Source organism: Nocardioides xinjiangensis, from assembly GCF_017916385.1.
GTDB lineage: Bacteria > Actinomycetota > Actinomycetes > Propionibacteriales > Nocardioidaceae > Nocardioides > Nocardioides xinjiangensis.
Genome location: NZ_JAFMSW010000001.1, coordinates 2,110,770 through 2,124,211, shown reverse-complemented (window position 1 = coordinate 2,124,211; position 13,442 = coordinate 2,110,770). Strand labels below are relative to the sequence as shown.

At 73.2% G+C, this 13,442-nt stretch carries 11 protein-coding genes; 1 reads left to right on the top strand and 10 read right to left on the bottom strand.

Features of this window, described 5'->3' with window-relative positions; all coding sequences use genetic code 11:
* Positions 1 to 8: 8 nt before the first annotated feature.
* Positions 9 to 1,589 carry a peroxidase family protein gene (locus tag J3P32_RS09960; protein ID WP_210439620.1) on the top strand — a complete coding sequence of 527 codons (1,581 nt, stop codon included), beginning with the start codon at positions 9 to 11 and terminating at the stop codon, positions 1,587 to 1,589.
* 25 nt (positions 1,590 to 1,614) lie between these two features.
* On the opposite strand, the gene J3P32_RS09955 is transcribed toward J3P32_RS09960, so the two are convergent.
* The 10 genes from J3P32_RS09955 to J3P32_RS09910 all read right to left on the bottom strand — a co-directional run bounded on the left by J3P32_RS09955 (position 1,615) and on the right by J3P32_RS09910 (position 13,347).
* Complete coding sequence (locus tag J3P32_RS09955; RefSeq protein ID WP_210439619.1) at positions 1,615 to 2,496, bottom strand: hypothetical protein; 882 nt, start codon at positions 2,494 to 2,496, stop codon at positions 1,615 to 1,617.
* Between the two features lie 90 nt (positions 2,497 to 2,586).
* A complete protein-coding gene (locus J3P32_RS09950) occupies positions 2,587 to 3,456 on the bottom strand; it encodes a glycoside hydrolase family 16 protein (RefSeq protein ID WP_210439618.1) in 870 nt (289 codons plus the stop codon).
* Positions 3,457 to 3,533: 77 nt separating this feature from the next.
* Entirely contained in the window at positions 3,534 to 3,716 is a 183-nt protein-coding gene (locus tag J3P32_RS09945; RefSeq protein ID WP_210439617.1) for a hypothetical protein, read from the bottom strand.
* Complete coding sequence (locus J3P32_RS09940) at positions 3,713 to 4,099, bottom strand: hypothetical protein (RefSeq protein ID WP_210439616.1); 387 nt, start codon at positions 4,097 to 4,099, stop codon at positions 3,713 to 3,715. The genes J3P32_RS09945 and J3P32_RS09940 overlap by 4 nt, the downstream gene beginning before the upstream one ends.
* Positions 4,096 to 5,886, bottom strand: coding sequence for a hypothetical protein (locus J3P32_RS09935; RefSeq protein WP_210439615.1), 1,791 nt, complete (start codon positions 5,884 to 5,886; stop codon positions 4,096 to 4,098). The genes J3P32_RS09940 and J3P32_RS09935 overlap by 4 nt, the downstream gene beginning before the upstream one ends.
* Entirely contained in the window at positions 5,883 to 8,177 is a 2,295-nt protein-coding gene (locus tag J3P32_RS18480; protein WP_210439614.1) for a phosphotransferase, read from the bottom strand. Before J3P32_RS18480 ends, J3P32_RS09935 begins: the two co-directional genes overlap by 4 nt.
* A 61-nt stretch (positions 8,178 to 8,238) precedes the next feature.
* Entirely contained in the window at positions 8,239 to 9,309 is a 1,071-nt protein-coding gene (locus J3P32_RS09925; protein ID WP_210439613.1) for a GNAT family N-acetyltransferase, read from the bottom strand.
* A complete protein-coding gene (locus tag J3P32_RS09920; RefSeq protein ID WP_210439612.1) occupies positions 9,306 to 10,121 on the bottom strand; it encodes a polysaccharide deacetylase family protein in 816 nt (271 codons plus the stop codon). The genes J3P32_RS09925 and J3P32_RS09920 overlap by 4 nt, the downstream gene beginning before the upstream one ends.
* A complete protein-coding gene (locus tag J3P32_RS18475; protein WP_210439611.1) occupies positions 10,118 to 12,310 on the bottom strand; it encodes a glycosyltransferase family 2 protein in 2,193 nt (730 codons plus the stop codon). Before J3P32_RS18475 ends, J3P32_RS09920 begins: the two co-directional genes overlap by 4 nt.
* Positions 12,307 to 13,347, bottom strand: coding sequence for a glycosyltransferase family 2 protein (locus tag J3P32_RS09910; RefSeq protein ID WP_210439610.1), 1,041 nt, complete (start codon positions 13,345 to 13,347; stop codon positions 12,307 to 12,309). The genes J3P32_RS18475 and J3P32_RS09910 overlap by 4 nt, the downstream gene beginning before the upstream one ends.
* Positions 13,348 to 13,442 lie beyond the last annotated feature (95 nt).

Sequence of the window (13,442 nt, the reverse complement as noted above, 5' to 3'; positions counted from 1 at the left end):
CCGGAGCGATGGACCTCGCGCATGGTCGGTCGGAGTCGAACGGGCACGGGCGGCTGGCCCGGCGCGCCCTCCTCGCCGGCGCGGCGGGACTCTCCGCCGGGGCGCTCGTCGGCCGAGCACGGTCGCTGGCCCACGCCGCCGTGAGCGCGGCGCCGGCAGGGCACGTCCCCCACGGTGTGGAGCTGCGCGGCATGTACCTCACGAGCCGCAACCGGACCGCGGAGGGCCGGTTCGGGATGATGTTCAAGAAGCTCCCGCCGTACGCGCCGAGCGACGACCTGCTGCGCGGGCTCAGCGAGTCGATGGTCGAGGACCAGACGGTCCCCGACGACAGCCTGCTCAACACGAACCCGCGGCTCTTCGCCGGCTACACGTTCATCGGACAGTTCATCGATCACGACATCACCTTCGACAACACGCCGCTCGCGCAGCAGGAGGCGGACCCCTACGCGACGACCAACTTCCGCACGCCGCGCTACGACCTCGACTCGGTGTACGGCCGGGGCCCGGCACTCGAGCCGCAGTTCTACGACCCGGCCGACCCGGACAAGCTGTTGGTGACACCGAACGTCCACGGCGTCCCCGACGTGCCGCGGGGCGGCGACGGCCGCGCGATCATCCCGGAGGGGCGCAACGACGAGAACCTCATCCTCGTCCAGCTCCACCAGGCGGTCGCGCGGTTCCACAACCGGCTCGTCGACCACGCCCGGGCGCAGGGGATCCGGCGCGAGTGGGTGTTCGAGACCGCCCGCCGGCTGACCCGGTGGCACTACCAGTGGGCGGTGACGCACGACTTCCTGCCGCGCTTCGTCGGCGACGCCCTCGTCGGCCCGAACGGCACGGTGTACCGGGAGGTCGCCGGCCGGCCGCCGGTCCTCACGCTGACCTACTACCGGCCCACGAACAAGGACGGCCGCCCCTTCATGCCGGTCGAGTTCGCCGTCGCGGCGTACCGGTTCGGCCACAGCCTCATCCGGCCCTTCTACGTCATCAACCAGTCGACGTCCGATCGCGGCGGGGTCCCGGTCTTCGGCGCCGACGGCGGGTTCAACCTCAACGGCGGGCGCCCGGTGCCGCCCGACCTGGTCGTGGAGTGGAAGCACATCCTCCCCGTCGACCCGGCCTTCCCGGCGCGCAGGCCGCGCCGGATCGACACCAGGCTGTCGCTCCCGCTCACCACGCTGCCCGCCCCCGTCGTGCCGCCTCCGGACCCGACGGTCCACCTCGCCGTGCGCAACTCCCTGCGCGGCAAGGCCGTCGGGCTCCCGTCGGGGCAGCAGGTGGCACGGCTCATGCGAGCACCCGTGCTCACCAACGCCGCCCTCGGCCTGAGCAACGACCCGGGGTGGGGTGGCGAGGCGCCGCTCTGGTACTACGTCCTCAAGGAGGCCGAGCTGCCGCCGACCAACGCCGAGCGGCTGGGCGCGGTGGGCGGCAGGATCGTCGCCGAGGTCCTGGTGGGCCTGCTGCAGCGCGACCCGACCTCGTACCTCTACCTCGACCCGGCGTGGAAGCCCGCGCCCCCCATCGCCCCCGCCACCGGCCAGTTCGGCTTCGTCGACCTGCTGAGGTTCGCGGGCGCCGCCTGAGCAGCCACCTGACCCGCCGCCCGGCTCACCCTGCGGCGTCGTCGCCGGCCCTGTGCGCGAAGTACAGCTCGAGCTCCCGGAGGGTCTCGGGGTCGAGCGCCTCCTGCGGGTCCGCCACGATGTCGCGCTGGATGCGCTCGCGCGCCGCCGCGTAGAGCGGCGGGCTGAGGGCGTACGGCAGGTTGCGCACGTACCAGCGCCGGTAGGTGCGCGCCCCCCAGCGCTGGAGCGTGCGGGCGACCAACCCGGGCCGGCCCCTCCGGACCCAGAACCCGACGGCCCGGCCGACGACGAAGGCCAGCGCGAGCACCCCTGCCATCACGCCGAGCGTGGCCGCGACCTCGTCGCTCGCGAAGTTGTCCACGACGGGGAGCAGGCTGCCGGAGTACACGGGGATCAGCACGTCGACCTGGTCGACGTAGGGACCGACCTGCCCGGCCGCCTCGGCGAGGTCACGGATGGAGTCCAGGTCCGGCTTCGCGCCCCACGCGTCGCGGACGTGCCCCAGCGCCTCGTCCGGCCGCGGCGGGAACCGGTCGAGGGTGTCCCAGGCCTGGAGCAGCTCGCTGTACGTCGTGTCGATGCCGCGGAGCGTCTCGGAGCTCCGCTCCGCCGCGTCCTCGAGCTCCTCCTGCGGTGGCGTGTGCTGGTTGACGTGGTCGAGTGCGGCCTGGATCTCCTGCCGGTGGTCGACCACGTACTGAGCTGCGCGGTACCGCTCCACCAGGTTGGGCACCGCGGCCAGGGCGTCCTCGCTCTTGCCGCCGACCGTCTCGGCGTCGCTGACGGCGACGCTCAGGGCCGCGCCCGCGCCGTAGGCCTTGATCCCCACCTCGAGCAGCGAGCCGACCAGCAGCCGGCCGAGCTCCAGCCTCCGCCGGATCGACGAGCCGTCGGCACCAGGCACCACAGGGAGTCCTCCAACCGTCTCGCCGACCGTGGTCGCCGCAGCGCGCGGGCTGCGCGCCGCCTCGACATGGTCGCAGACGCGAGCCTTCTACCGCGTCGGCTTCCAGACCCGCACGTAGTCGACCTTGAGGGTGGAGGGCGTCTTGATCGCAGTGCCGCTGAGCCCGTTGTTGAGGATGAGGTAGTGGGGGGAGCCCGTGACGCCTGCCCTCTGGGTGCCGACCTTGCGACCGTCGTAGTAGAAGGTCAGGCGGTCACGCTCCCAGTTAACCCCGAACGTGTGCCAGCCCCCGCCGCCGGGCATGCGGCCGCTCCAGCGATCGGGGTAGCCGCCGTTGCTGCCCTCGCCCCAGTGGTAGTGCCACGCCACGTCGTCCTCGCTGAGGCACTCCATGACGTCGATCTCGCCGTCCTCGGGATGGTCCTTCCCGTTGAGCCAGAACGCGGGCCAGTTCGGACCACAGCTACCGACGTCGCCCAGCGAGGGATCGGTGTTGGCCTTGAGGAAGATCCGCGCCTCGGCGTACCCGTAGGAGAACTGGTAGTCGTGGAAGGACTCGACCAGACCGGAGGCGTAGCGATAGCTCCTGCCGCGGTTGTCGGTCGTGTCGCGGCGCACCGCGCGCAGGCGCAGCGACCCCTTCGCCACCCGGACCTGTCGGGGGTCGTACGCCGCCAGCTCGGCGCTGTTGACCGGCTTGGTGATCACCCGGTCGGAGCCGGCGAGCCAGTTGGGGCGCCACTTGTCGAGGTCGAGGCGGGTCCCGCGGAACTCGTCGCGGAAGACCAGCCGCCATCCACCCCGCACGCCGAAGGGCTGCGCAGCCGACGAGCGCGGCTGTGCCACGGCGGGTCGGGCGGGTTCGGCGGGCATCCCCGTCGCGGGAGTCGCGGCGCCCACGGTGGCGAGGAGGAGGCTGGCGACGACCGTGATGACACGGCGGTGCGGGGTGGCCACGAGAGATCAGTTCCACTCAGTCGGACTCCAGGGACGGGGCGAGCGAGCCCCATGCACCCAGATTACCGCGCGAGCGGTCACGGCCGGGTCAGCGCGACCACCTGGGTGAGCGCCAGGACGAGCACGACGAGGCCCTGAGCCGACGCGACCGCGGCGAGCGCCCGGTCCGCGTCCCTCACCTCGCCCGGGTGGTGCGCCCGCATCAGCGCGAGCAGGCCGAGGAGGGCGATGAGGCACACCAGCGGGAGTGTCACACTCATCGGCGCTCCCCCCTCCCCGGTGCGGCCGTGAGCCGGGAAGCGCGCAGGTCGACCGCGAGGCCCGCAACGGCCGCCACGATCGTGAGCTCCGCCAGGACGACCAGGCCCCCCAACGGGCTCCACACCCCCGCGAACAGCATCACCTGGGCGACGACGGCCGCCAGGGCGCAGCTCGTCGCGACCGACAGGGCGAACGCGAAGCCCGGCGACGGCAGGCGCACCAGGCCGACGAACGCCGCCCCCGGGCAGACCAGCACGAACCAGAGGACGAGGATCGGCTGCGCCGGCGCACCGACGTCCGCCATCACGGCGGCGACGGCCACCACTGCGGAGCCGACGGTCACCGCCGCGCGGACCGTCGCCGAGGACTCGAGGCGGTTCACGAGCTCCCGCCCTCGGGTGCGGCGGCCAGCGTGAACACGGTGGCGTCGCGGTTCTCGAAGACCACCCGGAACAGCGGCGAGGACCTCAGCGCCTGCTCGATCGCGAGGAGCCCGTCACCCGGGATCTCGCCCCGCGCCGTTGTGGCGGCGACCTGGGACCGCGTGATGATGAGGTACGAGGCCCGATAGGTGTCGGTGTCGCTCATCCAGCGCGTCATCGTCCCCACGGGGTTCTCGATGATCCGCTGGATGTCGCGCGGCTCCTCCCGGGCGATCGGGACGTAGGTGAAGTGCTCGTAGTTGCGGAACTGGCTGGGGTAGTTCCGCGAGCCCTCGATCAGCAGGGTGTCGGGCGGCGCGTTGTCGTAGACATACTCGGCGGCGGCGACCTCCTCGGGAGTGAAGTGGTACTGGCGGTCGTTGCCGAACTGGGCGATCCCGGACCCGCCCATCAGGTACACCGACAGGAGGCCCACCAGAACCGCCCGGTGCCGCCACGCCGAGGTCCCCGGCGGCCACAGCAGGAGGGCGGCGAAGAAGGCGAGGCCTGGCATCGCGAACAGGTACGCCCGGAACACGATCTCGTTGCCATACGTGCTGAACGCCACCATGAGGAAGGGCACGAGGGCGAGCACGAGCGCCGAGGCGTAACGTCGCCGGGACCGCCACGAGGCGAGGATCCCGCAGCCTGCCAGCAGGCAGAACGCGACGGTGAACCCCCGCGTGACGAGCGACACCAGGACCTGGCCGTCGCTGGCGGTTCCGTAGCCGATCAGGGTGTTCTGGAGGTTCGAGGTGACGGCCCCGACCTCGCCGAGGGCCTCTCGGAGCGCCGTTCGGCTGAACGGCGCGGCGACGTAGAGCACCCACGCCGCGACCACCACTCCCAGGAAGAACGGCAGGCTCAGCAGGCTGGTCCGCCGGAACAGCGCCAGCGCGCCGAGCGTCAGCATCGTGACCACGGGCGTGAGCTGGTGGGTGCTCGCGATGCTGACGAGGAGCAACAGGACAAGGGCACACAGCCCCACCCGTCTGGTCGCGCTCAGCTCAGGCGGGGAGGGGACGGCGGACCGGCCGGGGAACCACCGGAGCAGGACGGCGACCACGAGCAGGTACCACACGTAGTTGATGCCCTGCGGCGAGAAGTACCCCTGACCCACCCAGTTGCCCAGGACGAACAACCAGCCACCGACCGCCGTCGTGCGGGGATCCGGCGTGAGGGCACGAAGGATGCCGAGGACGGCCGCGAGCGCCAGGAGGTTGAAGAACAGCTCCGCCCAGGCGGCGTAGTGCAGGCTGGTGTCGAACCCGGCCAGGTCGCTGAGCATCGCGTTGGCCGCGAAGAACCCCGGCCAGCTGTGATAGATGGGCAGCACATCGATGTGCTGGTCCACCGCCCCGTGGCGGGAGACGTAGTCCACGATCCCGGCGTGCTTCCACGCCCAGGAGTACCTAGGCGTCCCGTAGAGGATCAGCGGGGTGCAGAAGACGAGGGTCGACAGGGCCACGGGATAGGTCGTGAGCAACCAGACGGGCGACGTCGGCCGGGCGAGCGCCCGGGCGAAGCTGAACGCCATCAACACGACGGCGCCCCACGCCGTCCAGGGCAGCACCGAGAGCAGCCCGAGGTCCGTCATCGCGCGGAGGTCGACCCGTCCCAGCGCGAGGAGCCACAAGCCGACCACGCCGCCGAGCTCCGCGAGCGATCCGGCCTCGCTCGTGCGGACGCGGCGTCCGACCACGGCGAGGGCCGGGGGGCGGACCTCGGTCTTCAGCGTGGCGCTCACGTGCCGCTCCTGAGCCGGGCGAGCACCGGGTGCACGTTGCGTGCAGCCCAGAAGCCGTCGGGAGAGCAGCGCTCGGTCTTGGTGATGACGCCGGTGACGTGGTGCAACCAGGCGAGCAGCACCAGTGTGGGGTCGCCGAGCACGCCTCGGCCAGATCCCGGTCGTCGTACGAGGTCGCACACCAGGTCTCCGAGCTCACGGTCCTCCCGGAGCATCCGGACAGTCAGCAGGAGGTGTGCCGTGTCGACGTCGGCCAGCCCGTCGGGGCGGGCCTTCTCCCAGTCAAGGATGCCCGTGACCCGACGGCCGTCGGCCGCGAAGACCACGTTGCCGGGCGCGAGGTCGCCGTGGATCCAGCCGAGCATCACCGCCCGGCCCCGCAGCCCGTCGCGCAACCGTTGCCGGAGGCCGCGGGTGGCCTCTGCCGACCCCGTCGCGCCGAGCCAGCGCTCGAGCACCTCCACCGGCTCGTCCACCCAGGCCCGCTGCAGTCGCGCGTCGACCACCGCTGTCCGGCCGGTGAGCCGGTGCAGCGCCTCCACCTGCTCGATCACGGTCGCCACCGGCGCCTCGTCGGGCGCCGAGCCGATCACCTCGCGACCGTCCCTGCCCGAGACGTACCGCTCCAGCAGCACCGCCCGGCCGTCCCCGTCGCGGCCGGCCGCGAGGGTCCGGGGCAGCAGCGCCACCCAGCCGTCGAGCCGGGCGTCCACGGAGAGGGCGTCCACCGCACGGCATGAGTCCAGCAGCGCGTCGCTCCCGCGGTCAGTCAGCGCCAGCTTGAGGACGGCCTCGGGGACCGTGCCGCCCACCTCGGCGACGGCCACGTCGCCGACGGTCGAGAACACCCGCTGCAGGCGCCAGCCGGGTTCGAGCCCGAGGGCGGCGGCCACGCCGGGGTAGCGCCGCTGCAGGAGCTGGCGCTGTGCCCGCCGGCGGGCGGCTGCCCGGGCGGCGCTCGCCACCTGGACCAGCCGGGCCGCCGCCCGGCCGTCGAGGCGGGGAAGCCAGATCGGGACCAACGTGGTGCTCAGCAGGGCGACTGCGGCGACCGACTGCGTGCCCAGCCACGCCAGGCCGAGGCCGGGCAGCCCGTGCGACTGCAGGAGCACCCAGATCAGCGCGAGCGCGGTCGCGTTGACCGCGACCGTCACCAGGACCAGTCGGAGCATCCGCCTCCGGACGCGCTCCACGGCGCTGTAGACGACGATGACCGCCGACGGGAGCGCCGAGAGGGCGAGCAGCCGCAGCGTGGTGGTCCCCTCGGCGGCGTAGTCGGGTCCGAACATTCGCATCAGCACCGGAGCGAGCAGGACCGTCCCGGCCACGAGGGGGACCAGGATTCCCGTGATGTGCACGATCGCCCGCCAGCTGTACTCGTCCAGCCGGGCGGTGTCGCTCGCGCCCTCGACCAGCAGGGAGGTCGCCATGCTCCGGCTCACGAGGTAGAGCGCGTAGTAGATGCTCCACGCGAGCGTGAAGTACGCAGCGGCCGCCGCGCCGGACAACTCCAGCACGACGAGGGGCAGCGCGCTCGTGGCGCCCGTGCCCACGAGCGCGACGACGTAGTCCAGTGAGGCGAACCGCACGACCTGTCCGGGCGCGACGTTCGGCGCCAGGTGCGCGGTGCCCGCCACGTGGGCCGGGACGAGGCGCACGACCATGACGAGGCCCACCACAGCGATGAGCGGGACCACCGGGATCGTCCAGGCAAGGAAGACGCCGGACGACGAGAGCGCGATCGCGGGGACCACGAGGGCGACCACCTTGAGGACCCCGTGAGCGGTGTTCTTGGCCAGCACCCAGTCCGAGCGGCGGAGCCCGGACAGCGCGCCGTCCTGCAGCACGAACAGGCACCACAGCACCAGGGCCGCCACGAACCACAGGTCGAGGCCCGGGCCGTGCGCGCCTAGGGGCAGCGACGGTGCCCACCACCGGCTGCCGGCGAGGAACACCGAGCCCACCGCCACCGCCGCAGCGCCCGTCGCCAGGCAGCACGCCAGAATCATCCGACCGCTGTGCCGCCCTGCGGCGGGCAGGAACCGGGCCAGGACGTTGGACAGGTTGAGCTGGGCGATCGTCGACAACAGGGTCAGGGCGGCCACCAGGGCCGAGCCGACCCCCACCTCCTCGACCGTGTAGCGCCTCGCGGCCAGCACCCAGTACCCCATGCCCAGCACGGCAGTCGCGCCGGAGTTGAGGACCAGCGCGTAGCCGTTGCGCAGCAGGGGGTGACGCACGTGGTCGCCCAGCCGGGAGCGGAGCCGCCGGGGTCGGACGTCGACGGACACCGCCGGTCACCCGCCCTTCGACGCGGTCCGGGCGCCCGCCGTGACCGGCCCTCGTCGCCGCTCAGGCATCGCGGACCCCCAGCACACGTTTCACGCTCGTCCGGGCCAGCTGGTCGAGACGACTCAGCGGGACCCGCTCGAGCACGTACTCATCGTACGGGTGCGCCACCGCCCCGAACCGGCTCTTGAACTGCGACAGGCCGGCGGAGGTGCCGGACTCGCCCATGTGGTACGTCCGGCACCCCGCCTCGCAGGCCGCCTCGATCGCCACCTTGTGCAGCAGCCGGTTCGCCTGGGTCTGTGCAGCCAGCTCCTCGTCCATCGCGCCCCGCGTGTAGTGCGCGTTGCGTCCCTGGAGCACCAGGATGGCAGCGACCGGGCGACCGTCGTGGCGGGCGAGCGAGACCCGACAGGACGCACCGAGGCGAGCGGCAACCGTCTGGAGCTTGGCCGGCGGGTCCCGGCGCGCGAACCGGGCCTGCGCGAGTCGGGCCGGCTCGTGCTGGTGGCGGGCCCACCTGTCGACCGACGTGCGCAGGAGGGCGTGCAGCTCCGGCAGCAGGCGACCCGCGGTGTCGGTCTCCACCACCACTCCCATCCGCTCGGCCTTGCGGACCTGGCTGCGGGTGGCTGCCTTGAAGCGCTGCTGCCAGACGGTGCCGAAGCCACCGCTCAGGTCCAGCACGTGTGCGCACGCGGGACGGGCGGAGACGCCCGGTCGGGCGGCCATGGCGGCCGACCAGACGTCGGCGTGCAGGGGGTTGGGACGCAGGTGGATGCGCAGCGGATGGCGAGCCACGAGGTCGTCGACCACGGCCGCGACGGCGTCGGCGGTGACGCCGCCTTCGACGAGCGGCCCGCCGAAACCCCAGCTGGGCGGCATGGAGTCGAGCGTCGCCGCCCGGCCGGAGCGGCGCGCGCTGCGGACCAGGGGGAGCAGCGCGCGGCGGCCGTCCGGGAGCTCGTGACACGTGCTGGCGTCGACGTACCGACCGCCGGCGCACAGGCTCTCGATCCATTCCGGCGACTGGGTGGGCAGCGCGTCGGGGTCGGACGCGACCAGCTCGCGCCAGTCCCGGGAGGAGGCGGGCCGGGTGCGGGTCAGCGGGTGGGTCGACCGGGTGTCCGTCATGCCGCCCGCGGTCCTCTCCGTGCCGGCGTGAGCGCACGTCGGGTGCGCCGGGCGGTCCGCCACAGGGCGGTACGCGGCCGCGGGCGGAAGGGGGCCTGCGGGACCCCGTCCCCGCGGAGGAGCCGTTCGAGCTCTTCGGTCGAGGTGTCGGCGAGCACCATGAGGCGGGCCCGCGCGAACACGTCGTCCTCGGTCGAGGACATGGCGTGCCGAACGGCCGTGGACGAGGTGTACCCCGCCTCGATCACCTGATCGCGCACCCGCCGGCTGTAGTAGCCGTGGGGGTAGGCGAAGGTGGCGACCGGCCGCTGCAGCTCCTGCTCGAGCACGTCCTTGCTGCGTCGGATCTCCGCCCGGGCCTCGGTCGCGCTCAGCTCGTCGAGCCTGGGGTGGGTGTGGCTGTGCGCCCCGATCTCGACCCCGCGGTCGGCGACGTCGTGCAGCTGCTCGGGGTGGAGCATCGGACGGCCCTGCTCCCGCTCGCGGGCCAGCCAGCGCGCGGTCCCGCCCAGGTAACCCGTCGCGACGTACAACGTGCTCATCAGGTGGTGCGCCTCCAGCACGGGCAGGGCCGTGGAGTGGAAGTCAGCGAAGCCGTCGTCGAAGGTGATCACCACCGGCCGGTCGGGCATCGGCGGTCCTCCCGGGCGAAGGTGGTCCTCGAGCTGGCTGAGCGTCAGGCTGCGGTAGCCGTGACGGGACAGGTGCTCCATGTGTGCCGCGAACCGGCGGGGATGCACGACCCAGGGGCGGAACCGTGCGGAGGCCTGCCCCGCGACGCTGTGGTACATCAGGACCGGGACGCGCGTCATCGCACCGTCCCCGACGGGGTGCGACGTGCCTCGCGGACGCTGCGGGCGTAGTCGAACGGCCCGCGGGCCACGCCGAGGAGCTGCCAGGGCAGCAGTGCGTGCGGCCTCCGCGCACCGCGTGCCGGGCCGTCCGCCGGGGAGGCCGCGACCAGGTGCACCAGCCCGCGCGGAGCGAGCCGCGCGAACGTCACCAGCCGCGAGGGCCGGCGCGCCACGGCACGGGTCAGGTACGCCGCGAGGCCGATGCCGTAGTTGAGCGCCTGCGACCGGGCGTCGCCCGGCTCGCGGCGATGGTGATGGTGGACGATCGCCGACGGTTCGTAGACCACCGTGTAGCCGGCCTCGATGACGTCGAGGAAGGCCGCGAGGTCGTCCCCTCCCCGGCCCGCGCTCCCGGCACCCAGCGCCGGGTCGAAGCCTCCTAGGCTGCGCAGCACGTCCGTCCGGAACGCCATGTTGGCGCCCGATCCGAGGGCGCCCGCGGTGTACGGGAACAGCGGGTCGTCGGGACGTGAGCCGTTGAGGTTGAACGCGCGGGTCGTGAACCCCTTGCCGAACCCACCGTGCGCCTCGATCATCGCCTGGCCCGGGGTCTCGAGCTCCGCCGGCCAGATCAGTCCGGTCACGCAGCCCACCCGCTCGGACGAGAAGTGCTGGGCGAGGCTGCCGATCCAGTCGCGGTCGACGACGACGTCGTCGTCGGTGAAGGCGACCACCGGGGTGGACACGTGCTCGAGCCCGCGGTTGTGGGCGCGCGCCAGGCCGGCCACGTCCTCGCGGACGTACGTCACCTCCGGGTAGTCGCGGCGCACCATGTCGCCGGTCGCGGAGGAGCTCGGCGCGTTGTCGACGACGATGACCTGCAGGTCCGGGTACCGCGTCGCCAGCAGCGACTCGAGGCACTGCTGGAGCTGGCGGGGACGGTCGTGGGTCGCCACCACGACCGTCACGCCGGGGCCGCCGGCCGCTCGCCGCGCCGCACCCGTCGGGCTCGACGTGGCCTCGGTGCTCGCGTGCTCGGCCCGGATCCGGGCGTCGTCCTCCGGGCTGATGCGGCCGTCGTGGAGGGCGACGTCCGCGGCGCCGACGGGGCGTCCCGCGCGCCGGACCAGGACGCGCGCCCGCCGGTACCCGGGCGCCGGCGGGGGCGTTGAGGGGTCCGTCAGCTCGACCTCCATCAGGCGCACCGGGGTGAAGCCGTCGTCCCTCGAGCGGTTTCCGCCCGTCGCGGGCACCCGGTGGCGCAGCCGGGCGGCGTGGCCGATGGCGTAGCCGGCCGCGGTCGACGCCAGGCCGAAGCCGATGGCCCCGGCACGTGCCGCGCCGAAGGCGTCGCCGCGCCGGAGCGTGGCGACCAACCCGGCGGCCACACCGGCAGGGAGGGTTCTCGCCACGTAGGAGCGCTCGGTGCTGAGCGCGTCACGAGGGCCGACCAGGCCGGCGACGGTCGCCTTCGACCGGCCCTCGGCGAACGTCCGTCGAGCGAAGTAGCCGAACCGCGCGCGGTCCCGGGTGACCCGGTGGTGCACGACGGCACGCGGCTCGAACACGATGCGCGCGCCCGGACGGCGCTGTCGGATCCGGATGCACAGCTCGGTCTCCTCGCAGCCGGTGGCCGCTGCCCCGATCCGCCCCACGAGGGGCGAGAAGCACTCGCCCTCGGCGAGGACCTCGGCCCGGAACGCCATCGTGGCGCCGTGGACGTTGCGGACCTCCCCACCGGCTGGCGGCATCCCCAGGTAGGTGCACCCGACCACCCAGTCGAACTCCGCCGGCCACCACCGGGGACGTACGCCGTCCCACCTGGGCGTCGCCGCCCCTCCGACCGCTACCACCCGCGGGTCCGCGAACGGCGCCGTCAGGTGCTCCAGCCAGTCCGGTGCGGGGGTGGCGTCGTCGTCGAGGAAGGCGATCAGCGCGCCGGTGGCAGCCATGATCCCCGTGTTGCGGGCACCGGAGAGACCCCGGGACGCTTGGTTGCCGACGACCTCGACGTGCGGCTCCCAGGTGCTCCGGGCGCGCCGCAGCAGCGACTCGTCATGGTCGATGACCAGGACCACCTGGTCCGGTGGACGGCTCTGGGCGCCGAGGGCGTCGATCGCCGCCGTCAGGTCGTGCCAGCGCCGCTCGGTGTAGGCGCAGACGACGACGGTGACCGGAAGAGACCCGGGGAGGACCGAAGCGGTCACCGGTCCGTCGACCCGTGCCCGTTGGGGGTGCTCCGACCGGCCACGGGCCGGACGTCGGCCGTCCCCGCCTCGAGCGGACGCCGCCCGAGCTCGGTCACGCCGTCGCCCGACGCCGACAGCTGCGGCATCCGCTCGCGCAGGGGGATCGCAGCCTCGGCCGCCGTGATGGTCACGGACTCCGGCAGCGTCCCTGCCACGGCGTCGGCCGGGGCGGCCGCGGTCGGCGAGTAGCGCGCGGAGATGGCGGGGCACTCGCCCCAGATCGTCCGGACGACCCGCATGCCGTCGCGGAGGGCGTTGAGGTTGCTCTGGCCGTGGATGCGGCGCAGCTCGTAGCTGGGCACCTCCCACACCCGCAGCGCCCCCTTGGCCGCCCGCACGTTGAGCACCGTCTCGACCTCGAACCCCTCACCGAGGGGCGACTCCAGGGCCGGGTCGGCGGCGTACAACGGCCTCGGGGTGCAGAGCGCCGGCAGGCAGTCGGCCCAGAAGGCGTTGTAGCCGTAGCAGAGATCCGTGTAGTAGGTGCCGTAGATCCGATTCACGAGGATGCACAGCGCCCGGTTGCCGAGCCGCCTGGCGCGCGTGATGTCGGCGCTGCCCCCTCCCTGGGCGAACCGGGAGCCCTTGGCCACGTCGGCCCCGGCGACCAGCGCCGCCACGAACCGAGGGATCTCAGCCGGGTCGGCTGACCCGTCCGCATCGAGGGTGACCAGGATGTCGCCGCGCGCCGCGGCCAAGCCGGTGTAGAGCGCGTTGCCCTTGCCCCGGCCGGTCTGCTCGACGACGCGCACGTCGGGACGCAGCTCGCGCGCCGTCTCGACGGTGCCGTCGGTGGAGCCGCCGTCTACGAGCAGCACCTCGAACAGTCCCTCGGGGAGCCGCGGCAGCACCACCGACAGGTTCTTCGCCTCGTTCAGCGTCGGGATCACGACGCTGACGCGCGGGTTCTTCAGATTTCGCCGGGCTCGATCCCCGTGCAACGGGGATCGACCCTGGTCGTGACAGTTGTTGCCGAACTCGTACGCGTGCTGCATGTCAATCCACCCCACATGTGCGACAGGGGCGTCGCGCCCCCGTCGAGACGACCCAGTGCTCTCGACCCGACGGCGCCGCGGACTCCGCCCGACGG